This is a genomic window from uncultured Streptococcus sp., from assembly GCF_963521255.1.
Lineage (GTDB): Bacteria > Bacillota > Bacilli > Lactobacillales > Streptococcaceae > Streptococcus.
The window spans coordinates 54278-79598 of record NZ_CAUQTU010000009.1; the positions used below are offsets into that span (position 1 = coordinate 54278).

At 39.8% G+C, this 25321-nt stretch carries 27 protein-coding genes; 23 read left to right on the forward strand and 4 right to left on the reverse strand.

Annotated elements, in window-relative coordinates; translation table 11 throughout:
• The first annotated feature begins 63 nt into the window (after nucleotides 1–63).
• The 20 genes from RWP09_RS07370 (at nucleotide 64) to lacD (ending at nucleotide 19319) form a co-directional block, all read left to right on the forward strand.
• Complete coding sequence (locus RWP09_RS07370; RefSeq protein WP_314435957.1) at nucleotides 64–1344, forward strand: O-acetylhomoserine aminocarboxypropyltransferase/cysteine synthase family protein; 1281 nt, start codon at nucleotides 64–66, stop codon at nucleotides 1342–1344.
• A 95-nt stretch (nucleotides 1345–1439) separates the two neighbouring features.
• Nucleotides 1440–2714, forward strand: a complete 1275-nt coding sequence (locus RWP09_RS07375) for a DUF2130 domain-containing protein (protein ID WP_314435960.1) — start codon at nucleotides 1440–1442, stop codon at nucleotides 2712–2714.
• 11 nt (nucleotides 2715–2725) lie between these two features.
• On the forward strand, nucleotides 2726–3604 hold the full coding sequence (truB, locus tag RWP09_RS07380) for a tRNA pseudouridine(55) synthase TruB (RefSeq protein ID WP_314436004.1): 879 nt from the start codon (nucleotides 2726–2728) through the stop codon (nucleotides 3602–3604).
• A 110-nt stretch (nucleotides 3605–3714) separates the two neighbouring features.
• Nucleotides 3715–4353: a uridine kinase gene (udk, locus tag RWP09_RS07385; protein ID WP_001181365.1), complete on the forward strand. Its 639-nt coding sequence runs from the start codon at nucleotides 3715–3717 to the stop codon at nucleotides 4351–4353.
• 127 nt (nucleotides 4354–4480) lie between these two features.
• Nucleotides 4481–5821 carry an exodeoxyribonuclease VII large subunit gene (gene xseA, locus RWP09_RS07390; protein ID WP_314435963.1) on the forward strand — a complete coding sequence of 447 codons (1341 nt, stop codon included), beginning with the start codon at nucleotides 4481–4483 and terminating at the stop codon, nucleotides 5819–5821.
• Nucleotides 5799–6011 carry an exodeoxyribonuclease VII small subunit gene (locus RWP09_RS07395; protein WP_000043226.1) on the forward strand — a complete coding sequence of 71 codons (213 nt, stop codon included), beginning with the start codon at nucleotides 5799–5801 and terminating at the stop codon, nucleotides 6009–6011. Before xseA ends, RWP09_RS07395 begins: the two co-directional genes overlap by 23 nt.
• Entirely contained in the window at nucleotides 6008–6883 is an 876-nt protein-coding gene (locus tag RWP09_RS07400) for a farnesyl diphosphate synthase (RefSeq protein WP_314435966.1), read from the forward strand. The genes RWP09_RS07395 and RWP09_RS07400 overlap by 4 nt, the downstream gene beginning before the upstream one ends.
• Complete coding sequence (locus RWP09_RS07405; RefSeq protein WP_314435969.1) at nucleotides 6876–7691, forward strand: TlyA family RNA methyltransferase; 816 nt, start codon at nucleotides 6876–6878, stop codon at nucleotides 7689–7691. The genes RWP09_RS07400 and RWP09_RS07405 overlap by 8 nt, the downstream gene beginning before the upstream one ends.
• A complete protein-coding gene (locus RWP09_RS07410) occupies nucleotides 7684–8115 on the forward strand; it encodes an arginine repressor (protein WP_033688757.1) in 432 nt (143 codons plus the stop codon). Before RWP09_RS07405 ends, RWP09_RS07410 begins: the two co-directional genes overlap by 8 nt.
• Before the next feature lie 6 nt (nucleotides 8116–8121).
• Entirely contained in the window at nucleotides 8122–9789 is a 1668-nt protein-coding gene (gene recN / locus RWP09_RS07415; RefSeq protein WP_314435971.1) for a DNA repair protein RecN, read from the forward strand.
• Nucleotide 9790: 1 nt separating this feature from the next.
• Complete coding sequence (locus RWP09_RS07420) at nucleotides 9791–10519, forward strand: metallophosphoesterase family protein (protein WP_314435974.1); 729 nt, start codon at nucleotides 9791–9793, stop codon at nucleotides 10517–10519.
• Nucleotides 10520–10597: 78 nt separating this feature from the next.
• A complete protein-coding gene (gene lepA / locus RWP09_RS07425; RefSeq protein WP_261805351.1) occupies nucleotides 10598–12421 on the forward strand; it encodes a translation elongation factor 4 in 1824 nt (607 codons plus the stop codon).
• 258 nt (nucleotides 12422–12679) lie between these two features.
• Complete coding sequence (locus tag RWP09_RS07430; RefSeq protein WP_314435981.1) at nucleotides 12680–13156, forward strand: PTS sugar transporter subunit IIA; 477 nt, start codon at nucleotides 12680–12682, stop codon at nucleotides 13154–13156.
• Between the two features lie 38 nt (nucleotides 13157–13194).
• Nucleotides 13195–13500 (forward strand): PTS sugar transporter subunit IIB, encoded by a 306-nt coding sequence (locus RWP09_RS07435; RefSeq protein ID WP_000590549.1) that lies wholly within the window; start codon nucleotides 13195–13197, stop codon nucleotides 13498–13500.
• A 47-nt stretch (nucleotides 13501–13547) separates the two neighbouring features.
• Nucleotides 13548–15023, forward strand: a complete 1476-nt coding sequence (locus RWP09_RS07440; protein ID WP_314435984.1) for a PTS galactitol transporter subunit IIC — start codon at nucleotides 13548–13550, stop codon at nucleotides 15021–15023.
• Between the two features lie 101 nt (nucleotides 15024–15124).
• A complete protein-coding gene (locus RWP09_RS07445; RefSeq protein WP_314435986.1) occupies nucleotides 15125–16021 on the forward strand; it encodes an aldose 1-epimerase family protein in 897 nt (298 codons plus the stop codon).
• 286 nt (nucleotides 16022–16307) lie between these two features.
• Nucleotides 16308–16733 carry a galactose-6-phosphate isomerase subunit LacA gene (gene lacA / locus RWP09_RS07450; RefSeq protein WP_001018896.1) on the forward strand — a complete coding sequence of 142 codons (426 nt, stop codon included), beginning with the start codon at nucleotides 16308–16310 and terminating at the stop codon, nucleotides 16731–16733.
• A gap of 148 nt (nucleotides 16734–16881) precedes the next feature.
• Complete coding sequence (gene lacB, locus RWP09_RS07455; protein WP_001216914.1) at nucleotides 16882–17397, forward strand: galactose-6-phosphate isomerase subunit LacB; 516 nt, start codon at nucleotides 16882–16884, stop codon at nucleotides 17395–17397.
• A gap of 10 nt (nucleotides 17398–17407) precedes the next feature.
• Entirely contained in the window at nucleotides 17408–18337 is a 930-nt protein-coding gene (locus RWP09_RS07460; protein WP_314435989.1) for a tagatose-6-phosphate kinase, read from the forward strand.
• Nucleotide 18338: 1 nt separating this feature from the next.
• Nucleotides 18339–19319 carry a tagatose-bisphosphate aldolase gene (gene lacD / locus RWP09_RS07465; protein ID WP_033688762.1) on the forward strand — a complete coding sequence of 327 codons (981 nt, stop codon included), beginning with the start codon at nucleotides 18339–18341 and terminating at the stop codon, nucleotides 19317–19319.
• Between the two features lie 125 nt (nucleotides 19320–19444).
• On the opposite strand, the gene lacB (RWP09_RS07470) is transcribed toward lacD, so the two are convergent.
• From lacB (RWP09_RS07470) to RWP09_RS07480, 3 genes are all read right to left on the reverse strand, one after another.
• Entirely contained in the window at nucleotides 19445–19963 is a 519-nt protein-coding gene (gene lacB, locus RWP09_RS07470) for a galactose-6-phosphate isomerase subunit LacB (protein WP_000684751.1), read from the reverse strand.
• An 11-nt stretch (nucleotides 19964–19974) separates the two neighbouring features.
• Nucleotides 19975–20403 (reverse strand): galactose-6-phosphate isomerase subunit LacA, encoded by a 429-nt coding sequence (gene lacA, locus RWP09_RS07475; RefSeq protein ID WP_000864629.1) that lies wholly within the window; start codon nucleotides 20401–20403, stop codon nucleotides 19975–19977.
• A gap of 151 nt (nucleotides 20404–20554) precedes the next feature.
• A complete protein-coding gene (locus RWP09_RS07480) occupies nucleotides 20555–21031 on the reverse strand; it encodes an Rrf2 family transcriptional regulator (RefSeq protein ID WP_001239966.1) in 477 nt (158 codons plus the stop codon).
• Between the two features lie 194 nt (nucleotides 21032–21225).
• Here RWP09_RS07480 and RWP09_RS07485 point away from each other — a divergent pair, with 194 nt between their 5' ends.
• The 3 genes from RWP09_RS07485 to RWP09_RS07495 are packed head-to-tail and all read left to right on the forward strand — an operon-like array spanning nucleotide 21226 to nucleotide 23548.
• On the forward strand, nucleotides 21226–22140 hold the full coding sequence (locus RWP09_RS07485) for a DMT family transporter (protein WP_042901036.1): 915 nt from the start codon (nucleotides 21226–21228) through the stop codon (nucleotides 22138–22140).
• Between the two features lie 3 nt (nucleotides 22141–22143).
• Nucleotides 22144–22848: a methyltransferase domain-containing protein gene (locus tag RWP09_RS07490; protein ID WP_314435998.1), complete on the forward strand. Its 705-nt coding sequence runs from the start codon at nucleotides 22144–22146 to the stop codon at nucleotides 22846–22848.
• Nucleotides 22826–23548: a class I SAM-dependent methyltransferase gene (locus tag RWP09_RS07495; protein WP_314436000.1), complete on the forward strand. Its 723-nt coding sequence runs from the start codon at nucleotides 22826–22828 to the stop codon at nucleotides 23546–23548. The genes RWP09_RS07490 and RWP09_RS07495 overlap by 23 nt, the downstream gene beginning before the upstream one ends.
• 339 nt (nucleotides 23549–23887) lie before the next feature.
• Here the strand turns inward: RWP09_RS07495 and RWP09_RS07500 are convergent, their stop codons facing one another.
• Nucleotides 23888–25144 (reverse strand): ISL3 family transposase, encoded by a 1257-nt coding sequence (locus tag RWP09_RS07500; protein ID WP_314436002.1) that lies wholly within the window; start codon nucleotides 25142–25144, stop codon nucleotides 23888–23890.
• Nucleotides 25145–25321 lie beyond the last annotated feature (177 nt).

The following is a 25321-nucleotide window of genomic DNA, read 5'->3' on the forward strand; positions in this document are numbered from 1 at the left end:
TATTGGTAAACTATACCTTAAGGTGCTACAATATCCTTAATCAAACTATTTGGAGGTCGTTTTATGACTCGTGATTTTAAATTTGAAACCTTACAATTGCATGCTGGGCAAGTAGTTGATCCAGCAACTAAGTCTCGTGCAGTGCCGATTTATCAAACAACATCCTTTGTTTTTGATGACACGCAGGAAGGTGCGGAACTTTTTGCCTTGAGAAAATCAGGGAATATCTATACCCGTATTACCAATCCTACAACAGCGGCCTTTGAAGAAAGAATCGCTGCTCTTGAAGGTGGTGTTGGAGCTCTTGCAACAGCATCTGGTATGGCCGCAGTGACTTATACGATTTTAGCTCTTGCCCATGCTGGTGACCATATAGTGGCTGCTTCGACTATTTACGGTGGAACCTTCAATCTCTTGAAAGAAACCCTTCCTCGTTATGGAATCACAACAACCTTTGTGGATGTGGATAATTTAGAGGAAGTGGAAGCAGCTATCAATGACAATACTAAGCTTGTTCTGATTGAAACCTTGGGTAACCCCTTGATTAACATTCCAGACCTGGAAAAATTGGCAGAGATTGCTCATAAGCATAAAATTCCACTTGTTTCTGACAATACATTTGCTACACCTTATTTGATTAACGTCTTCTCTCACGGCGTAGATATTGCCATTCACTCTGCGACTAAGTTTATCGGTGGGCATGGTACGACTATTGGTGGAGTGATTGTCGATAGCGGTCGTTTTGACTGGGCAGCTTCAGGGAAATTCCCTCAATTTGTTGAGGAAGATCCAAGCTATCATAACTTGAGCTATACTCGGGATGTGGGTGCAGCAGCCTTTATTATCGCTGTCCGTGTTCAATTGCTTCGTGATACAGGTGCAGCCTTGTCACCATTCAATGCCTTCCTCTTGCTACAAGGACTTGAAACCCTTTCACTTCGTGTGGAACGTCACGTGCAAAATGCAGAGAAAATTGTTGATTTCCTTGTCAACCATCCTAAGGTAGAAAAAGTCAACTATCCAAAATTGGCAGACAGTCCTTATCATGCCTTGGCTGAGAAATATTTGCCAAAAGGTGTGGGTTCAATCTTTACCTTCCATGTCAAAGGTGGGGAGGCAGAAGCACGCAAGGTAATTGATCATTTAGAAATCTTTTCTGACCTAGCAAACGTGGCAGATGCCAAATCGCTTGTTGTCCATCCTGCGACAACCACTCACGGTCAGTTGTCAGAAAAAGACCTAGAAGCAGCAGGTGTCACACCAAACCAAATTCGCTTGTCAATCGGACTTGAAAATGTAGAGGATTTGATTGAAGACTTGCGCTTGGCCTTGGAAAAAATTTAAAGTAAAAGAAGATAAACAGTGGGTTTCGACTCACTGTTTTTGATTTTCCCTTAGGCATGATATAATGGTTACAGAAGCCTAGAAAGAGGAACGATATGAACGAAATCAAATGTCCCAACTGTGGGGAAGTATTTACAGTAAATGAAAGTCAGTATGCTGAACTTCTGTCTCAAGTGAGAACAGCAGAGTTTGATAAGGAACTACAGGATCGCATGAAGCAGGAACTGTCCTTGGCTGAGCAAAAGGCCATGAATGAACAACAGTCTAAACTGGCTCAAAAAGACAAAGAAATTGCTCAATTGCAGAGTCAAATCCAAAACTTTGATACAGAGAAAGAACTGGCCAAGAAAGAAGTTGAACAGACAAGCCATCAGGCCTTATTAGCAAAGGACAAGGAAGTGCAGGCCTTGGAAAACCAGTTGGCGACCTTGCGTTTGGAACATGAAAATCAACTACAAAAGACCCTTTCTGACCTAGAAAAAGAACGAGACAAGGTTAAAAACCAGCTTCTTTTACAAGAAAAGGAGAACGAGCTTTCTCTTGCTTCAGTTAAGCAAAATTACGAAGCCCAGCTCAAGGCAGCTAGTGAACAAGTCGAATTTTACAAGAATTTCAAAGCCCAACAATCTACAAAAGCTATCGGGGAAAGTCTGGAACAGTATGCAGAGAGTGAGTTTAACAAGGTCCGTAGTTTTGCCTTTCCAAATGCCTATTTTGAGAAGGATAACAAGGTCTCCGCGCGTGGGTCTAAGGGGGACTTTATCTTCCGTGAATGTGATGAAAATGGGGTCGAAATTATTTCCATTATGTTTGAGATGAAAAATGAAGCGGATGGAACAGAGAAGAAGCACAAGAATGCAGATTTTTATAAGGAATTAGACAAGGATCGTCGGGAGAAGAACTGTGAGTATGCCGTTTTGGTGACCATGCTTGAGGCCGATAATGACTATTTTAACACGGGTATCGTGGATGTAAGTCATGAATATGAAAAGATGTATGTGGTTCGTCCTCAATTCTTTATCCAGTTGATTGGGCTCTTGCGTAATGCGGCGCTTAATTCCCTAAAATACAAGCAGGAGTTGGCCTTGGTTCGCGAGCAAAATATCGATATTACACATTTTGAGGAAGACTTGGATGCCTTCAAGTTAGCTTTTGCTAAGAACTATAATTCAGCTTCGACCAACTTTGGTAAAGCTATTGATGAAATCGACAAGGCCATCAAACGCATGGAAGAGGTTAAGAAATTCCTAACCACATCTGAAAACCAACTCCGTCTCGCAAACAATAAATTGGAAGATGTTTCGGTAAAAAAATTGACTCAAAAAAATCCAACCATGAAAGCGAAGTTTGAAGCGCTGAAGGGGGAGTGAGAAAGAAAAATATGAACGGTATTATCAACTTAAAAAAAGAAGCGGGGATGACCTCGCATGATGCGGTTTTTAAACTGCGTAAGATTTTGGGCACCAAGAAGATTGGTCATGGTGGAACCTTGGATCCGGATGTGGTGGGTGTTTTGCCCATTGCGGTTGGCAAGGCGACACGCATGGTTGAGTTTATGCAGGACGAGGGTAAGGTCTATGAGGGGGAAATCACTCTGGGCTATTCCACGACGACTGAGGATGCCAGTGGGGAAGTGGTCTCAGAGACACCTGTTCTATCGCTCTTGGATGAAAAACTTGTCGATGGAGCAATCACTAGTTTGACTGGGCCTATTACTCAGATTCCACCTATGTATTCGGCTGTCAAGGTCGATGGTCGCAAGCTTTATGAGTATGCGCGTGCTGGTCAGGAAGTGGAGCGTCCAGAACGTCAGGTGACCATTTATCAATTTGAGCGAACAAGTCCGATTTCTTATGAGGGCGAACTTGCACGCTTTACTTTTCGTGTAAAATGTAGCAAGGGAACCTATATTCGTACCTTGTCAGTTGACTTAGGAGAAAAATTGGGTTATGCAGCTCATATGTCGCATCTGACTCGAACCAGTGCGGCTGGTTTGCAACTAGAAGATGCTCTTACCTTGGAAGAAATTGCTGCAAAAGTAGAGGCTGGTCAACTGGACTTTCTCCATCCTCTAGAGATTGGGACAGGAGACCTCGTCAAAGTTTTACTAACTCCAGAAGAGGCTACAGAAGTACGCTTTGGTCGTTTTATCGAGCTCGACCAAACAGAACAAGAATTAGCTGCCTTTGAAGATGATAAATTGCTAGCCATTCTAGAAAAACGGGACAATCTCTACAAGCCAAGGAAGGTTTTTAGATAATCTAACTGGGGGTTGGGATTGGAATTGTTCTCTTAGACTATCCAAATCAGACTATAAATTTTATAAAAAATGTGATAGAATAGACGACGGATAAAAAAACGGAGGATAGCATGCAAAATAGACCAATCATTATCGGAGTGACAGGTGGTTCTGGTGGTGGTAAGACCAGTGTTTCAAGAGCCATTTTATCGCATTTTCCTGATGAAAAGATTTCCATGATTGAGCATGATTCATACTACAAGGATCAGTCTCACTTGACCTTTGAAGAGCGTATCAAAACCAACTACGACCATCCTTTTGCCTTTGATACGGACTTGATGATTGAGCAGATCAAGGAATTGTTGGCAGGGCGTCCAGTGGACATCCCGACCTATGACTATACAGAGCATACACGAAGTAGCAAGACCTATCGTCAAGAGCCTCAAGATGTCTTTATCGTTGAGGGGATTTTGGTCTTGGAGGACAAGCGTCTGCGCGATTTGATGGATATCAAGATTTTTGTGGATACGGATGACGATGTGCGCATTATTCGTCGTATCAAGCGCGATATGGAAGAGCGTGGCCGTAGCCTTGATAGCGTTATTGACCAGTATTTAGGTGTGGTCAAACCTATGTACCATCAGTTTATCGAACCAACCAAGCGTTATGCGGATATCGTCATTCCTGAGGGAGTCAGCAATACCGTGGCTATCGACCTTTTGACGACCAAGATTGCTAAGATTTTGGAAGAAGCTCGAAACAGCAAATAATCAGATGTGGAGGCCTTGCCTCCTTTTTTTATTTTTCCCTCATAATGGTACATAAATGGAGATTTTTAGGCATATTTTTGGTATAATAATACCTATGAAAGAGCAAGAAAATGAATAGTAGGTGGAGATGGAAAAGTATTTATCGGTAACAACTTTGACCAAGTATCTGAAAATGAAATTCGATAAAGACCCTTACTTGGAACGGGTCTATTTAACTGGTCAAGTTTCCAACTTTCGTAAACGACCTACTCACCAATATTTCTCCCTAAAGGATGACCATGCAGTCATTCAAGCGACCATCTGGTCTGGGGTTTATCAGAAATTAGGTTTCGACCTGGAAGAAGGGATGAAAATCAATGTGATTGGGCGTGTGCAGGTCTATGAACCAAGTGGTAGCTACTCCATCATCATTGAAAAAGCTGAGCCTGATGGAGTTGGTGCGCTTGCGATTCAGTTTGAACAACTCAAGAAAAAATTGACGGAAGAAGGTCTGTTTCAAGAACGATTCAAGCAATCTCTGCCCCAATTTTCTAAGAGGATTGGTGTGGTGACCAGTCGCAGTGGAGCTGTTATTCGAGATATTATCACGACCGTCAGCAGGCGCTTTCCAGGTGTCGACATTCTTCTATATCCGACTAAGGTTCAAGGTGAGGGTTCTGCGGAGGAAATTGCTCGAAATATTGCGCGTGCTAATCGACGGAACGATTTGGACTTGCTGATTATTGGTCGTGGCGGAGGTTCCATAGAGGATCTCTGGGCTTTTAATGAGGAAATTGTGGTACGAGCTATTTTTGAGTCTCGTTTGCCAGTTATTTCTAGTGTGGGACATGAGACGGATGTGACCTTGGCAGATTTTGTTGCAGATAGACGGGCTGCGACGCCAACAGCTGCAGCTGAACTGGCAACACCTGTGACTAAGTTGGATCTATTAGCTCATTTGCAAAATCAAGAAAAACGGATGGCAACAGCAGTCCGAAGTGTCCTATCGAAGAAACAAGAAGCTTTAAAAAAATGCAGTCAGTCTGTTATTTTTAGACAACCAGAGCGCTTGTATGATGGTTATTTGCAACGCTTGGATCAACTGCAACTGCGCTTAAAACAAAGTTTGCGTACACGGATTTCTGATAACAAACAGCTAGTACAAGCAAGGACCCATCAACTAATCCAATTATCACCTGTTACCAAAATTCAACGTTATCAAGACCGTCTAGGCCAGTTGGATAAGCTCCTCCGTAGCCAGATGGCACTGGTTTATGATGCCAAGGTTGCTGAAGTGAAGCGACTTTCAGAAGCCTTGTTGATGTTGGATACCAGTCGAATCGTGGCGCGTGGTTATGCTATTGTCAAAAAAGAAGAGTCAGTAGTCGATTCGGTTGAGAATTTAAAGAAAACAGACCAAGTGACGCTTTTGATGCGAGATGGTCGAGTAGAATTAGAGGTTAAAGATGTCAAAACAAAAGAAATTTGAGGAAAATCTAGCAGAACTGGAGACCATTGTCCAAAGTTTGGAAAATGGTGAAATTGCTCTGGAAGATGCGATTGCGGCCTTTCAAAAGGGCATGGTCTTGTCAAAAGAGCTCCAAGCGACGTTGGACAAGGCTGAAAAGACTTTGGTCAAGGTCATGCAAGAAGACGGAACAGAAAGTGATTTTGAATGAAGAAGCAAGAAAAATTAGCTCTTGTCGAGTCGGCCTTGGAAGATTTTTATGGAGACCAGCAGTTTGCCTCTAGTTTGCGAGAGTCTGTTCTCTATTCCATTCATGCTGGTGGCAAGCGTATTCGACCTTTTCTCTTGTTAGAAGTTTTGGAAGCCTTGCATATTGCCATCAAACCTGCTCACGCGCAGGTGGCTGCGGCCTTGGAAATGATTCATACAGGGAGCTTGATTCACGATGATCTTCCTGCCATGGATGATGACGATTACCGTCGGGGACACTTGACCAACCACAAGAAATTTGGAGAAGCAATGGCTATTTTGGCAGGAGATGCCTTGTTCCTAGATCCTTATGCCTTGATAGCGCAGGCAGATTTGCCAAGTCAGATAAAGGTAGACTTGATTGCCAATTTATCTCTTGCTTCAGGAAGTCTAGGCATGGTGGCAGGGCAAGTTTTGGATATGGAAGGTGAACACCAGCATTTGTCTTTGGAAGAACTCCAGACTATTCATGCTAATAAGACTGGAAAACTACTAGCCTATCCCTTCCAAGCAGCTGCTATTATAGCCGAATTGGCACCTGAGATGCAGGCAAAACTTAAAACTGTAGGTGAATTGATTGGGCTTGCTTTTCAGGTCAGAGACGATGTGTTGGATGTGACAGCTAGTTTTGAGGAAATCGGTAAGACACCCCAAAAGGACTTGCAGGCAGAAAAGTCAACCTATCCAGCCTTGTTGGGCTTGGAAGAAGCTATTGCCTTTTGTAACCAAACTCTGGATCAAGCTAATGCCAAATTAGAAGAAATTGCCCAGCAGGTTCCCTTTGAAATAGAATCGATTGTAAGTGTAGTAGAAAGTTTGAGAATCAATGGCTAAGGAAAGAGTGGATGTACTAGCTTATAAACAGGGCTTGTTTGAAACGCGAGAGCAGGCCAAGCGTGGTGTAATGGCTGGCCTAGTCGTAGCAGTCCTTAATGGAGAACGGTTTGACAAGCCAGGAGAGAAAATTCCAGATGACACCGAGCTAAAACTCAAGGGGGAGAAACTCAAGTATGTCAGCCGTGGTGGCTTGAAATTAGAAAAGGCCTTGCAGGTCTTTGATTTGTCAGTGGAAGGAGCTACAACGATTGATATCGGGGCCTCTACTGGTGGCTTTACCGATGTTATGCTGCAAAATGGTGCTGAGTTAGTCTTTGCAGTTGATGTTGGTACCAATCAGTTGGCTTGGAAATTACGCCAAGACCCAAGGGTTGTCAGCATGGAGCAGTTCAATTTCCGCTATGCTGAAAAGACTGATTTCGAGCAGGAACCGAGATTTGCCAGTATTGATGTGAGTTTCATTTCCCTCAGTCTGATTTTGCCGGCCTTGCACCGTGTCTTGGCTGAACAAGGTCAGGTTGTGGCTCTGGTTAAGCCCCAGTTTGAGGCAGGGCGTGAGCAGATTGGGAAAAATGGAATCATTCGTGATGCTAAAGTTCATCAGAATGTCCTTGAATCTGTCACAACCATGGCAGTAGAGGAAGGCTTTTCAGTCCTTGGTTTGGACTTTTCTCCCATCCAAGGCGGACATGGAAATATTGAATTTTTAGCATATTTGAAAAAAGAAGAGTCAGCAAGCAATCAGGTTCTTGCTGAAATTGAAGAAGTAGTAGAGAGGGCGCATAGTCAATTTAAAAATGAATAAAAAAGAGAGACTTGAAAAAATTAGACGATTTGTGACAGATTATCAAATCGGTACACAAGAAGAAATTGTAGAACATTTGAAAGAGGCAGGGATCACTGCCACTCAGGCAACGGTATCCCGAGATATCAAAGAACTGGGGATTGTCAAAATTCCTTTGAGAGACAATACCTATGTCTATGAATTGCCAAAATCAATCGTGAAAAGTTTGCAACTGGCTGAAGACAATATCGAATCGGCAGAATTGATGGATAAGATGATCAATCTCCAAGTGATTCCAGGAAATACAGCTTTTGTAAAAGCTCAGTTAATCGAGACTTTTTCGGACAAGATTTTTAGCTGTTTGGCTGATGATAGCTCGATTTTAGTTATTGCCAGAAGTGAAAGTCTAGCTGAGGAAATCTTTGAACAAGTAAATAATTGGTAGGTCTATATGTTACTTGAAATTTCGATAAAAAACTTTGCCATTATTGAGGCTATTTCCCTCAATTTTGAAAAGGGGATGACTGTCCTGACTGGTGAAACGGGTGCAGGGAAGTCAATTATCATTGATGCCATGAATATGATGTTAGGAGCTCGTGCTACGACAGATGTTATTCGTCATGGTGCGCCAAAGGCAGAGATAGAGGGGCTTTTCTCAGTTGAGAATAGTCGCCTTTTACAGGAAATTTTTGATGAGCAAGGGTTGGAAATGGGGGATGAAATTATCATCCGTCGAGAAATCTTGCAAAATGGTCGTAGTATCAGCCGTGTCAATGGCCAGATGGTTAATCTGTCTGTTTTGCGTGCTATTGGGCAACATCTGGTGGATATACATGGTCAGCATGACCAAGAAGAGTTAATGCGTCCACAACTGCATATCCAGATGTTGGATGAATTCGGTGATGCAGATTTTTGGGATTTAAAAGAAACCTATCAAACGAGTTTTGATGCCTATCGAAAAATGCGCAAGCAGGTTCTGGAAGTCAAGAAAAACCAACAGGAACACAAGGCACGTATTGAAATGTTGGAATTTCAAATGGCAGAGATTGAGGCTGCAAACTTGCAAGCTGGAGAAGATCTGGCTCTCAATCAAGAGCGTGATAAACTTCTCAACCATAAAAATATAGCGGATACCCTAACCAATGCCTATAGTATGTTGGACAATGAAGATTTTTCAAGTCTGGCCAATGTTCGTTCAGCCATGAATGACATGGAAAGTGTCGAAGAGTATGACCCTGAATATCGTGAAATTTCAAGCTCTCTATCTGAGACCTACTATGTTTTAGAAGATATTAGCAAACGTTTAGAGGCCATCATTGAGGACCTTGATTTTGACGGTAATCGTCTCATGCAGGTTGAGAATCGTTTGGACCTCCTTCATACTATTACCCGCAAGTACGGTGGGACTGTGGACGATGTCTTGCTTTATTTTGCTAAGATTACGGAAGAATACAATCTCTTGACAGGCAATAATCTTTCGTCTGAGGACATGGAAGCCGAGCTCAAGAAATTGGAAGTCAATCTTGTTGATTTGGCAGGTCAGCTTGCCTCTGCTCGTCATGATTTAGCTCAGCAGCTTGAAGCTGAGATTAAACAAGAACTGCAGGACCTTTATATGGAAAAAGCCCAGTTTCAGGTTCGTTTTAGCAAGGGAAAATTCAGCCGTGAGGGAAATGAAATGGTTGAGTTTTACATTTCAACCAACCCTGGCGAAGACTTTAAACCCTTGGTCAAGGTTGCATCTGGTGGGGAGTTGTCTCGCCTCATGCTAGCTATTAAATCTGCCTTTTCTCGTAAAGAGGGCAAGACAAGTATAGTCTTTGATGAGGTGGATACGGGAGTTTCAGGTCGTGTAGCTCAGGCTATTGCGCAGAAGATTCACAAGATTGGCCAACATGGTCAGGTTCTGGCTATTTCCCATTTGCCACAAGTGATTGCGATTGCAGATTATCAATTCTTTATTGAGAAGATTAGCAATGACCATTCAACAGTTTCGACTGTTCGTCTTTTGACGGTTGAAGAGCGAGTGGAGGAAGTTGCCAAGATGTTGGCAGGTGATGATGTGACAGAAGCTGCCCTGACGCAAGCTAGAGAATTGTTGAGAAGTAGGGAGAAATAAGATGACAGACTATTATGTAATTGGAGATGTTCATGGAAAAGCTGGGATGCTAGAAGACCTTCTCAAAACATGGGATGGTCAGACCCAGTTGCTCTTTCTAGGGGACTTGATTGACCGTGGTGAAGATAGTCGCCGTGTTCTAGAAATGGTCAAGGATTTAGTGGATAATCAAGGGGCTATCTGTTTGTCAGGAAATCACGAGTATATGTTTTTGACTTGGCTAGATGACCCAGAAGAAAGTTATGATCACTATCGTCGTAATGGTGGAGATACAACCATTAACTCTATCCTAGGTCGACCTTTGGATGCCCCAGTTGATGGGGTAGAAGATGCCAAGCGTGTTGCTACCGAAGCAGCAGACTTGGTCGAATTCATTCGTCAAATGCCTTTTGTGGTAGAGACAGACAAGTATATCTTTGTTCACGCAGGTATTGATTTGACCTTGGACGACTGGCATGAAACCACAGATTACAAGAAAGTCTGGCTTAGAAAACCATTCCATGAAGCAGAAAATCATACTGGAAAAACCATTGTCTTTGGACATACACCGGTTTATGGTTTGCTGAAGCAAGAGCGTGGTACTGCTGAGCTTTGGACTACAGAAGATGGCAAGATTGGGATGGACGGAGGAGCTGTTTATGGTGGTGTCCTTCACGGGATTGTCTTTACAGACAAAGGAATGACAGAACATCACTTTATTGAAAATGACGGCTTTGTCGCTGAAGATTAGTACTCCTAGCAGGGTATGGTCTTGTCAAAATGTCAAAAACAATTTATAATAAATAGATACCCTGAAAGGAAGAGAATCATGAACTTAGAAGAATTGAAAAAACGACAGGAGAAGATCCGTAACTTCTCTATTATCGCCCATATTGACCACGGGAAATCAACTCTAGCAGACCGCATTTTGGAAAAAACAGAGACGGTTTCAAGTCGTGAAATGCAAGCTCAACTTTTGGACAGCATGGATCTAGAGCGGGAACGTGGGATTACCATTAAGTTGAATGCCATCGAGCTGAATTATACTGATAAAGATGGGGAAACTTATATTTTCCACTTGATTGACACGCCGGGGCACGTAGACTTCACCTATGAAGTTTCACGTTCGCTAGCTGCCTGTGAGGGAGCGATTTTGGTGGTCGATGCTGCCCAAGGGATTGAGGCTCAAACCCTTGCCAACGTTTATTTGGCCTTGGATAATGATTTGGAAATCATGCCAGTCATTAACAAGATTGATCTGCCAGCTGCAGATCCTGAGCGCGTGCGTACAGAGATTGAAGATGTCATTGGTTTGGATGCCAGTGAAGCAGTATTGGCTTCTGCCAAGGCTGGTATTGGTATCGAAGAAATTCTCGAGCAAATCGTGGAAAAAGTGCCAGCACCAACGGGTGATGTGACGGCGCCACTTAAGGCCTTGATTTTCGACTCTGTTTACGATGCCTACCGTGGGGTTATCCTCCAAGTGCGTGTCATGGATGGGGTGGTCAAACCTGGCGATAAGATTCAGCTTATGAGCAATGGCAAGACTTTTGATGTGACTGAGGTTGGAATTTTTACCCCTAAGGCAGTTGGTCGTGATTTCCTTGCGACTGGGGACGTTGGTTATATTGCGGCTTCTATCAAGACGGTTCAAGACACTCGTGTGGGTGATACCGTTACCTTGGCAACTAATCCTGCGGCTGAGCCATTACATGGCTACAAACAGATGAATCCTATGGTCTTTGCGGGTCTCTACCCAATCGAATCAAACAAGTACAATGACCTACGTGAAGCCCTTGAAAAATTGCAACTGAATGATGCTAGTCTTCAGTTTGAACCAGAAACATCTCAGGCACTTGGATTTGGTTTCCGTTGTGGATTTCTTGGACTTCTCCATATGGATGTTATCCAAGAACGTTTAGAGCGTGAGTTTAATATCGATCTTATCATGACAGCTCCGTCTGTTATTTATAAGGTTAATTTGACCGATGGTGAGTCTATGGATGTGTCGAATCCATCTGAGTTCCCAGACCCAACCAAGATTGCGACCATTGAAGAGCCATATGTTAAAGCGCAAATCATGGTACCGCAAGAGTTTGTTGGAGCAGTGATGGAGCTAGCTCAGCGTAAGCGTGGGGACTTTGTGACTATGGACTATATTGATGATAACCGTGTTAATGTTATCTATCAAATTCCACTTGCTGAAATCGTCTTTGACTTCTTTGATAAACTTAAGTCTTCGACACGTGGTTATGCAAGTTTTGACTATGAATTGTCAGAATATCGCCCATCTAAGCTAGTGAAAATGGATATCCTTCTCAACGGAGACAAGGTGGATGCCCTTAGCTTTATCGTTCACAAGGATTTTGCCTACGAACGTGGAAAACTCATCGTTGATAAACTTAAGAAAATCATTCCTCGTCAACAATTTGAAGTTCCAATCCAAGCAGCAATTGGACATAAGATTGTCGCTCGTACTGATATCAAGGCCCTTCGTAAGAACGTACTTGCTAAATGTTATGGTGGTGACGTTTCTCGTAAACGTAAACTGCTTGAAAAACAAAAAGCTGGTAAGAAGCGTATGAAAGCTATCGGATCAGTAGAAGTTCCACAAGAAGCCTTCCTCAGTGTCTTGAGTATGGATGAAGAATAATTGTCATAATTGCTTTTCCTTGTTCACAGGAAATTTATATCAGAATCAATAGTAAAGCAGGCTTTAATGGTCTGTTTTTTTAGTTTCTAAAACAAAAAATGTTTGCTATGTTTGTTTATGTGTTTGTTTTAATAAGTAGAACTATAAAAACAACAAAAATATAAAAAAAGAGACAAAAAAGAACAGAAAATCATTGACAACGATTTCATATAGTGTTATACTTATAGTATAAAGTTAATGGAAAGAAGGGAAAACCTTATGGGATTAGATCATTTCTTTGACAAAAACCTTGTGTTTTGCTTAGAAGCGGATAATCAAGAACATCTCTTTGATCAGGTTGCAACTTTATTGGAAGAACGAAAAATCGTGACTCCAACCTATCGTGAAGCCTTGATCACTCGTGAAAAGTCATTTCCAACTGGCTTAGATATGGAATTTTTGGGTAAGGATTTGCCGAATGTGGCTATTCCTCATACAGATATTGTTCATAATCTAGCCGAAAAGGTTGTGGTCGTTCGATTAGAAAAACCAGTGACTTTCCACAATATGATTGCGCCTGATAAGGAAGTAGAAGTATCCTTGCTCTTCTTTATCATTAATAACTCAAGTTCAAGTCAAACGAATATTCTTGCTCAGTTGATGGACTTCTTTACAGGAAATGCTCATTTGGAAGATTTGGCTAAAATTTCTGAACCAGAAGCTATCTATGCTTATATAGCTGAAGCAACTGCATAATCTTGTCTATTAAAAATATTAAATCGGAGGAAATCCATATGATTAAAATTCTAGCTGCCTGCGGTGCAGGTGTTAACTCAAGCCACCAAATTAAAAGTGCTCTTGAAGAAGAACTTTCAAACCGTGGTTACGATGTTCACTGTGATGCTGTTATGGTAAAAGACGTCAACGAAGACCTTATCAAAGGTTATGACATCTTTACACCAATTGCTGCTACAGATCTTGGTTTTGACCCAGGTATTCCAGTTATCGAAGCTGGACCAATCTTATTCCGTATCCCAGCTATGAGTGCTCCAGTATTTGACAATATTGAAGCAGCTATCAAAGAACACGGATTAAGCTAATTTTAATTTGTTAACATTCATATAACTATAAAAAGGGAGGAACTATTATGGATGTCATTATCGAACTAGCCAATAAGCTGTTCAAACCTATCTTGGATATGGGTGGACCAATCATCATGCTGATCATTTTGACAGTATTGGCTCTACTATTTGGAGTGAAATTCTCCAAAGCGCTTGAAGGTGGTATTAAACTTGCCATCGCTCTTACTGGTATCGGTGCTATCATCGGTATGCTAAATGGTGCTTTTTCAGCATCACTTGCAAAATTTGTTGAAAATACTGGTATTCAATTGAACATCACTGACGTTGGTTGGGCACCACTTGCTACAATCACTTGGGGATCTGCTTGGACACTTTACTTCTTGCTCATCATGTTGATTGTCAACGTAGTGATGCTTGCTATGAAGAAAACTGATACACTTGACGTCGATATCTTCGATATCTGGCACTTGTCTATCACAGGTCTTTTGATTAAATGGTATGCTGACAACAATGGAGTTAGCCAAGGGGTTTCTCTCTTCATCGCAACTGCAGCAGTTGTCCTTGTAGGTGTTCTTAAAATCATCAACTCTGACTTGATGAAACCTACATTTGATGACCTTCTTAACGCTCCAAGTTCATCACCAATGACTTCAACTCACATGAACTACATGATGAACCCAGTTATCATGGTTTTGGATAAGATTTTTGAAAAATTCTTCCCAGGTCTTGATAAATATGACTTTGATGCTGCTAAATTGAACAAGAAAATCGGTTTCTGGGGTTCTAAATTCTTCATCGGTTTCATCCTTGGTATCGTTATCGGTTTGATGGGTACTCCACATCCTGTTGAAGGACTTAAAGATGCTGCAGACTGGCAAGAAGTTATCAAAGGTTGGTTGTCTCTTGGTTTGACAGCCGGTGTAGCTTTGGAACTCTTCTCACTAATCGGTTCTTGGTTCATCGCTGCCGTAGAACCACTTTCACAAGGTATTACAAACGTTGCTACTAAACGTTTGGAAGGACGTAAGTTTAACATCGGTCTTGACTGGCCATTCATCGCTGGTCGTGCTGAAATTTGGGCTTGTGCTAACGTACTTGCACCAATCATGTTGGTTGAAGCAGTACTTCTTTCAAAAGTCGGAAATGGTATCTTGCCACTTGCAGGTATCATCGCTATGGGTGTTACTCCAGCTCTCTTGGTTGTAACTCGTGGTAAATTGCTCCGTATGATTATCTTCGGAACACTCTTGTTGCCACTCTTCCTTCTTTCAGGTACACTTATCGCACCATTTGCAACAGAACTTGCTAAAGGTGTAGGTGCTTTCCCAGCAGGTGTGAGCCAAACTCAATTGATTACTCACTCAACTCTTGAAGGACCAATCGAAAAACTTCTTGGTTGGACAATTGGTAACACTACAACTGGTGATATCAAAGCAATCCTTGGTGCAGTAGTCTTCCTTGTATTCTATATCGGTATCTTTGCTTGGTACAGAAAACAAATGATCAAACGTAACGAAGAGTACGCAGCAAAAGCAAAATAATGCACTCCTATAAAATGTAAATTGTTAAAGCTAGGTTGTCATTTTCCTGATAGGAGTGACAGCCTAGTTTTTTATAAACTATCAAGAAATCGGAGAAAATAATGGTAATTGAATTAAAATCAGAACAATTAAGAGTTGAATTTAACAGTTTTGGTGGGGCTCTTTCTTCTATAAAAGATGCTGAGGGACTGGAGTATTTATGGCAAGGGGATGCCACTTATTGGAGTGGACAAGCTCCTGTTCTCTTCCCCATTTGTGGTTCTTTGAGAGAAGATACAGCACTTTATATAGATGAAAATGGACAAGAAATCAAAGGAAAGATTCCACGTCATGGTTTGGTTCGTAAGAAAGAATTTGAATTAGTTGAACAGACAGACAAGAGTGTAACTTTTGCAATTGAAGATGATGAGAATAGCTATCAAAACTATCCTTATCATTTTCGCCTAGAAATCACTTATAGCCTTACTGGTAAAACAGTACGGACTCAATACAAGATTTTTAATAAAGAAACTAGCAAGGTCATGCCTTACTTTATTGGTGGCCATCCAGGATTTAATTGTCCTCTACTGGATGATGAAGTCTATGAAGATTATTATCTAGAGTTTGAGAAAGAAGAGACTTGCTCTGTTCCACGTCCTTTCCCAGAAACAGGTATGTTGGATTTCCAAGATAGAAGTCCATGGCTAGAAGGTCAAAAAGAAGTCGATCTCAGATATGATCTTTTCAGTACAGATGCAGTCACCTTAGATGAATTGCAATCTAGAACAATTGCCCTTCGTTCCCACAAACATGATAAGGGATTGAAAGTGCACTTTGAAGAATTTCCAAACCTCATTATCTGGTCAACTTTGAATAAGGGGCCTTTCATTGCTTTTGAACCATGGTCTGGCTTGTCAACATCCCTTGAAGAAGGAGATCATCTAGAAGATAAGAAGAATGTTCGTCTCCTAGAACCTGGTCAAGTGGATCAAATTGGTTTTGATATCGAAATCTTTTAGATAAAAAAACACAAAAACAAACATTAACTGTTGACTTTTTCCAGAAATAGGAGTATATTATGTTTGTAAGCAACAAATGATGTTTGTAACAAACAAATAATCACTTGTTATATTCTCTTTCATGGAGAAGGATTATTTCTAGGAAACTGATTTCCTAAACTTGAATAAGGTGTTCTTCATCTCATTCAATCCAATTTGTCAATAAACTGCTGGAAAGCCTTTTGTAGGTAAACTGCTAACTATAAAAGGTTTTACTAGCCTAGAAAAAATAAAAAGGAGAAACAATATGGCTATTGTTATCGGTGCAGATGCTGCAGGTTTGAGATTGAAAGAAGTTGTGAAAGACTTCTTGGAAAAAGAAAACTTCCACGTTGTGGATGTTACAGCTGAGGGTCAAGACTTTGTTGATGTGACTCTTGCTGTTGCTGCAGAAGTAAATAAAGAAGAACAAAACCTTGGTATCGTGATTGATGCTTATGGAGCTGGTCCATTCATGGTTGCAACTAAAATCAAAGGAATGGTTGCTGCAGAAGTATCTGACGAACGTTCAGCTTATATGACTCGTGGTCATAACAACTCACGTATGATCACTATGGGTGCGCAACTTGTTGGTGATGAATTGGCTAAAAACATTGCTAAAGGATTTGTTAACGGTAAATACGATGGTGGACGTCACCAAATTAGGGTCGACATGTTGAACAAAATGTGCTAATACTCTTCAAAAATCAAGATAATCTGTCGTCAGCTCACTTTAGCTAACCTCAGTTATGCTTGCAGCTCGCTTCCTAAGCTAATCTTGATTTTTCTTGAGTAGGGATAAATGATATTAGATTTATATAATTAATCGGAGGGAATAACTAATGAGAATTGCAATTGGATGTGACCACATCGTAACAGATGAAAAAATGGCGGTTTCAGAATTTTTGAAATCAAAAGGATATGAAGTCATTGACTTTGGTACATATGACCATACACGTACTCACTACCCAATCTTTGGTAAAAAAGTAGGGGAAGCTGTAACTAGCGGTCAAGCTGATCTTGGGGTATGTATCTGTGGTACTGGTGTTGGTATCAACAACGCTGTAAATAAAGTCCCAGGTGTTCGCTCTGCCTTGGTTCGTGATATGACAACAGCCCTTTATGCTAAAGAACAATTGAATGCCAATGTTATCGGTTTTGGTGGTAAAATTACTGGTGAATTGCTCATGTGTGATATCATCGAAGCTTTCATCCATGCTGAATACAAACCATCTGAAGAAAACAAAAAATTGATTGCGAAAATTGAACACGTTGAAAGTCACAATGATCGACAAACAGACGCAAACTTCTTCACTGAATTCCTTGAAAAATGGGATCGCGGAGAATACCACGACTAAGAGGTGACCTATGATTTTAACAGTCACAATGAACCCATCCATTGATATTTCCTATCCCTTGGATGAGTTAAAGATTGATACTGTCAATCGTGTGGTGGATGTAACCAAAACGGCTGGTGGTAAGGGACTCAATGTTACCCGAGTACTTTCAGAATTTGGGGATTCTGTTCTTGCTACTGGTTTAGTGGGTGGCAAACTTGGTGAGTTTTTGGTTGAGAATATCGATGATCAAGTAAAGAAAGATTTCTTCTCAATTCAGGGGGAAACTCGTAACTGTATTGCCATTCTCCACGGTGACAACCAAACAGAAGTTCTTGAAAAAGGTCCTGAAGTATTGGAACAGGAAGGTCAAGACTTTTTGGATCATTTCAAAAAACTCTTGGGCTCAGTTGAAGTAGTAGCTATCTCAGGTAGTCTGCCAGCTGGTCTTCCAGTTGATTACTATGCGAGCTTGGTAGAACTTGCTAATCAAGCTGGCAAGCCTGTTGTCTTGGACTGTTCAGGTGCGGCACTTCAGGCGGTTCTTGAATCACCACATAAACCAACAGTCATCAAACCAAATAATGAGGAATTGTCTCAGCTTCTAGGTAGAGAAGTTTCTGAGGATTTGGATGAATTAAAAGAAGTACTTCAAGAACCTTTGTTTGCAGGGATTGAATGGATTATCGTTTCACTTGGTGCTAACGGTGCCTTTGCCAAACATGGAGATATTTTCTACAAGGTAGATATTCCTAGAATTCAGGTAGTCAATCCTGTTGGATCTGGAGATTCTACTGTAGCAGGGATTTCTTCAGGCCTTCTTCATAAAGAATCGGATGCAGAATTACTCATCAAGGCAAATGTCCTTGGTATGCTCAATGCTCAAGAAAAAATGACTGGTCATGTCAACATGGCCAACTATCAAGCTCTATATGATCAATTAATAGTAAAAGAGGTATAAAATGGCTTTAACAGAACAAAAACGTGCACGCTTAGAAAAACTTTCTGATGAAAAAGGTATCATCTCAGCTCTTGCTTTTGACCAACGTGGTGCTTTGAAACGCCTCATGGCTCAACATCAAACAGAAGAACCAACTGTGGCTCAAATGGAAGAACTTAAAGTTTTGGTAGCAGATGAATTGACCAAATACGCTTCATCTATGCTTCTTGACCCTGAGTATGGACTTCCAGCAACTAAAGCTCTTGATGAAAAAGCTGGTCTTCTCCTTGCTTATGAAAAAACAGGTTATGACACAACAAGCACAAAACGCTTGCCAGACTGCTTGGATGTTTGGTCTGCAAAACGTATTAAAGAAGAAGGTGCAGATGCAGTTAAATTCTTGCTTTACTACGATGTAGATAGTTCAGACGAACTCAACCAAGAAAAACAAGCTTATATCGAGCGTATCGGTTCTGAGTGTGTGGCTGAAGATATCCCATTCTTCCTTGAAATCCTTGCTTACGATGAAAAAATTGCTGACGCTGGTTCTGTAGAATATGCGAAAGTAAAACCACATAAAGTTATCGGTGCTATGAAAGTCTTCTCAGACCCACGCTTTAACATTGATGTCTTGAAAGTAGAAGTTCCTGTTAACATTAAATATGTTGAAGGCTTCGCTGAAGGTGAAGTTGTTTATACACGTGAAGAAGCAGCAGCCTTCTTCAAAGCTCAAGATGAAGCAACTAACTTGCCATACATCTACTTGAGTGCTGGTGTATCAGCTAAACTCTTCCAAGATACTCTTGTATTTGCTCATGAATCAGGTGCAAACTTCAATGGAGTTCTTTGTGGCCGTGCTACATGGGCTGGATCAGTTGAAGCTTACATCAAAGATGGTGAAGCAGCAGCTCGCGAATGGCTTCGCACAACTGGATTTGAAAACATTGACGAACTCAACAAAGTTCTTCAAACAACAGCGACTTCATGGAAAGAACGCGTGTAGTACTCAGATTGCGAAAAAACTCCAGTCTAGGGATAGAAATATCTCTAGACTTTTTTGATGACATAAAAACAACCTTGAGTTAGTTATCCTCAAGGTTAGATAAAATATATAAGAGGGAATACAAGTTAATCGTGATATTCTCCACGATCCCACTTGGCATTCTCTTCATCGAAGATATGATCATTGGCAGCTACATCTGGGCTCACTTCAGATAGTTTATCAATTTTCGCAATCAATTCCTCTTTTTCAGGACTTGGTTTGTACTTGGTATTGATAAATTCATCTACAATGTTGTTAATGAAATTGATACCTAGGATTGCACCACCGAAAGCAACAATATTAGCATTGAGATTTTCACGAGCGGAACGAGCAGTCGCAACATCTCCGACAAGTACAACTCGAGTTCCAGGAACTTTATCAGCAGATACAGCAATTCCAACACCTGTACCGCAAAGGGCGACTCCAAAGTCAGCCCGTCCATTGACGACCTCCTCTGCAATTAAGCGACCATAAATAGGATAGTGAGTACGGACGAAATCATAAGTACCAACATCAATGATTTCATGACCTTGTTCTTTTAGGTGTTTTGAAATCTTCATCTTCACATCTGTTACGATGTGATCACAACCGAGAGCAATTTTCATGGGAATACCTCCTAGCAGAGCTTGTTCAGCATATCAATTCGAACTTGGTGACGACCAGCATCATAGTTGTGCTCAAGAAAGGCTTTGACTATTTCAACTGCTAAAATATCACCTGTAATTCCAGAACCAATTGTAATGATTGGAGTAGAATTGTGTCGAATAGTCATCATGGCAGAGTGTTCATCGGAAACAGCGGCGCAGATAATACCTTTAAACTTATTAGCAGGCATAAAAGAATGTCCAAACTTGTCAAAAAGAATAGCACGAGCTTGCTTATATTTTCTAAACTCTGTAATAGCATTGACAGTAGAATCAACGAAATCCGCAGAACCTTGTGTAGAGTTGAGGTCAATTACTTCATAACCAGAATGAAGCAGATAGTGTTTGACGGTTTCTTTCAGTTGGAAACCATCTTGGTCAGTAGCTAAAATAACTTTCATAAGAACCTTCTTTCTTTAGCTATCCAAAAGTATGCAATGAAAGATCATTGTTGACGACATAGAAGATATGTTATATCTTCAAATATAGTATAGTCCTTGTAAAATTATTTGTCAAGGATTTATAAAAACTAGTTGAAGAATTTTTTTTCAGCTAGTTTTGGCATTTATTGATCCAATTTCTGATATCGGTTAAATCATAGTTAATCTCAGATTGATGGGCTACCTGGCTGAGTGTAATAGAAGTCAGGGTTGCAACTAAAGTATTTTCAATAATATCAAGAGAGTTGGTTACGACGCATCTTTTAGCCTTTTTACTTTCCTTGTTGCCTAAGAATTTTTTTAGAAGATTTTGACTTTCAAAGATTCGATTTTTTCCTTCTATAGCTACAAATACATCGTAAAAGGTGATTTGGCTGAGGGGTTTAGAAAGAGCAACGCCTCCATTTTTCCCTCTAACGGATTTAACCAACCCTTCGTTGTCTAATAGTTTTATAATTTTTTTCAAATAAGAATCTGAAACTTCTAGCCGTTCACTCAAGGAAATTGTATTGATATACTTTCCTTCAGGGAGCTGATTTAACATGAGTAAGACATAGACTGACTGTTCCCAACCTGATGACAATCGCATGTTTGTACCTCCATATAAAAAGATAATCATTATCCACAATTACCAGTATAGCCTTTTTTTGTTTTTTTCTCAATACATAGGAGTTTAAAAAAATAATCTTGGAATTTTTTGATAAATCTCTTGACATTCATTTTTAAAAGAGTAGAATAAAAGACAAAAAATACCATCAATATCTTTTGAAAGAAGGGAAATAAATGAAACGAGGTTCAAATTTTATTTTTTTGATTTCTATATTACTGACCACACTTTTTATGGGGTCGTCTTTTCCAACTGGGAAATATCTCATAGTAGTTGAAAAGACTCCTCCATTATTACTTGGGGGTGTTCGATTTATTATTGCTGGGTTAGTGATGTTGGTATTATCGTTTTTATTTGGCAAGGGAGGGACTATCATCCCTAAAAGTCAAGGTAGCAAGATAAAGGGGTTTATATTGGTTGTGACTATCGGGCTCTTACAGACAGCTGGAACCATGGGATTTCTTAATCTTGCCCTAGCTCATGATGTGTCATCATCGATGTCTTCCATTATCTTATTTACGAATCCTCTTTGGTTAGCTTTCTTAGCACATTTTTTGTTAAAAGATACATTGACTATTCAGAAGATAAGTGCCTTAATATTAGGTGTGGCTGGAGTTGTTACTTGTATTGGACTAGATGTATCTGCGTTTAGTTTAGGTGCTTTGTTTGCTTTACTTGGTTCATTTTGTTGGTCAATCAATACAGTTGTCACCAAGAAAATTCCTTTTGATAACGGTCCATGGATATTTACAGCTTGGCAATTGTTATTAGGTGGGGTATTCCTTTACTTATTCTCAATACCTGTGCATGAAAGTTATAACTTTCTAAATTTAGGATTTTGGGGCTGGGTTTGGTTTATATGGTTAATTATTCCTGCGTCTGTTGGTTCGTTTGGACTGTGGTTTTATAGTCTAGGACAAAGGGGAGCAACAGTAGCTAGTAGTTTCTTGTTTTTAGTTCCAGTATTTTCAACTATCTTTTCTATTATGGGCTTACATGAGCCGTTTACATTAAATTTGGTTCTTGGGGGTTCGATGGTTGTGTTAGCATTGGTATTAGTAAACTGGAAAGTCAAGGGAGAAGAGAAGTAGTCTATGGAAGTTGGAAATGATATTGTTATTCAAAATGGAACACAATGGAGTTTTGGTAATGGTGTAGCTCAACATTTTGATGAGCATGTTAGACAATCCATTCCTTTATATGATGAAGGACATGACCTTGTTTGTCATCTAAGCGATTTTTTTATTCGTGACCATTCCTTATGTTATGAGCTAGGCTCCGCAACGGGTAACCTGATTGGTAAATTATACCAGCGTCACAAGTCTAAAAAAGAAGTTCGTTTTATCGGGATAGAAGAGATTCCAGAAATGAATCAGGTGGCACAATCAAAATTTCCTGAGCTTGAATTTATAACAAGCTCCGTGGAGGAAGCCAGGTTAGAACCCAGCGATTTAATTATTAGCTATTATTTTCTTCAGTTTATTCTTCCAGACAAGAGAATAAAGATTTTATCAAAAATATATGAATCTTTAGTTGAAGGTGGAGCATTTATTCTATTTGAGAAAGAAATCATGACAGATCCGAAGGTAAATAAGTTGATAGTTTCCAATTATATTAAATTCAAGCAAGAACATGGATTTAGTCCAGAAGAAATTCTATCTAAGCAATTGAGCTTGGAGGGAGTTATGATTAACCACACTCATGCTGAAAATAAAGAAATGTTAAAGAGTGCTGGATTGCATCATGTAGAAACGATAATGAGATATGGAGAGTTCAATGGATACATTTGTTTTAAATGAAGATAATCACAAGAAATGGGAAGAATTACATGCCCAATCATCAAAAACAGAGACACGCTTAGTTCCTAATGATGCAGTTCAAAAGATTTTTTCTTTGAGAAATCAAATCGTTACTCAAAACGATGAGTGTAGGGTATTAGAAGTTGGTTGTGGTTTTGGAAGGAATCTTTACTATTTAATTGAAAATCATTATGCGGATACTTATTGTGGTGTAGATTTAACAAAGGAGGCCGCTGATAATGCAAAACGATTATTGACTAAGTCATTTCCACAATTTAATTGTCATATAACACAGACAGATGTGGGCCAAGGTTTAGATTTTCCTGACAATCATTTCGATTCTATATTTGATATAATGTCTGCGATTACATTTATAGTTGATGAAAAAGATAGACAAAACTATTTTTCAGAGGTGAAAAGGATGTTGAAAACAGGAGGAATGTATTATTTTTATTGTCCACGGAAAGATGGAATTTTCCGAGATGCAATTCCTGATAATTCTTTACTAGAAAAAGGTTATATACGTAGAAAACTAGATTCAATGTTAGAAAGAGTTTATACAGAAAGTGAGTTAATTGAATTATTGGCTCCTATGCGTCTTGTAAAATTAGAAATCGGTTCAAAACATACTAGAGCTTTTGGTGATGAGTTGTTTATTAGGAATAATGGATTTTGGTTTGGAGCTTTCAAAAAAATATAGATTTATTAGTACACTTGTTTTTTTAATTGAGATGAAATTTTCTGCACTATAAACACTTATTTTCTAATTTTGTTTACAGTTTTATTTTTTGATAAAAATATGCTCAAAAAAACTCAAAAAAAATAAAAAAGTTCTTCGTAAGGGTTTACATTTGAGCAGGTTTTTGATATAATTTAATTAAAGATTGAAGATGGTGGATCGTTACTGAGTAATATTAGGCGAGACTGCAAATGAGGAAGGTAACTTTCAATTCGACAAGTTATGCCCATTTGTGGTCTCTTTTGTTTCATTTATTTCAATTTATAGGCTCTTTGTCAACTGTAGTGGGTTGAAGAAAAGCTATGATCGAGAAAGGACAAATTTCGTCCTTTCTTTTTTGATGTTCAGAGCGATAAAAATCCGTTTTTTGAAGTTTTCAAAGTTCCGAAAACCAAAGGCATTGCGTTTGATAAGTTTGATGAGATTATTGGTCGCTTCCAATTTTGCGTTGGAATAGGGTAACTGAAGGGCATTGATGATTTTCTCTTTGTCCTTTAGAAAGGTCTTAAAGACAGTCTGAAAAAGAGGATGAACCAGCTTAAGATTGTCCTCAATGAGTCCGAAAAATTTCTCTGGTTCCTTATTCTGAAAGTGAAAAATCAAGAGTTGATAGAGATGATAGTGGTGTTTCAAGTTTTCTGAATAGCTTAAAAGCTTGTCTAGAATCTCTTTATTGGTTAAGTGCATGCGAAAAGTAGGGCGATAAAAACGTTTATCGCTGAGTTTACGACTATCTTGTTGAATGAGCTTCCAATAGCGTTTGATAGCCTTGTATTCATGGGATTTTCGTTCAAACTGATTTATGATTTGAACACGCACACGACTCATAGCACGACTCAAGTGTTGAACAATGTGAAAGCGATCAAGAACGATTTTAGCACACGGAAAAAGCTGTTTAGCCAAGTCATAGTAAGGGCTAAACATATCCATAGTAATGATTTTTACCTGACAACGAACAGCGCGATTGTAGCGCAGAAAATGATTTCTTATGATAGCTTGTGTTCTACCTTCAAGAACAGTGATGATATTGAGATTGTCAAAATCTTGCGCAATGAAACTCATTTTTCCCTTTGTAAAGGCATATTCATCCCAAGACATAATCTCAGGAAGGCTAGAAAAATCATGCTTAAACCGGAAGTCATTGAGCTTGCGAATGACAGTTGAAGTTGAAATAGACAGCTGATGGGCAATGTCAGTCATAGAAGTTTTTTCAATTAGCTTCTGGGCAATCTTTTGGTTGATGATACGAGGAATTTGATGATTCTTCTTGACTATAGAAGTCTCAGCGACCGCCATTTTTGAGCACTGATAGCACTTAAAACGGCGCTTTCTAAGAAGAATTCTAGTAGGCATACCAGTCGTTTCAAGATAAGGAATCTTAGACGGTTTTTGAAAGTCATATTTCTTCATTTGACTTCTGCAATTAGGACAAGGTGGAGCCTCATAATCCAGTTTAGAGATAATTTCTTTGTGGTTATCCCTATTAACGATATCCATAATTTGGATATTAGGGTCTTTGATATCGAGTAGTTTTGTGATAAAATGTAATTGTTCCATAGGATTCTTTCTAATGATGGTTTGGTTGCTTTTCATTATAGATCTTATGGGACTTTTTTTCTACAACAAAATAGGCTCCATAATATCCATAGGGGATTTACCCACTACAAATATTATAGAGCCAATTTATATTATATTAGGAAGGGAGAAGTAGATGTTTAGAATTGTTAGTGTTAT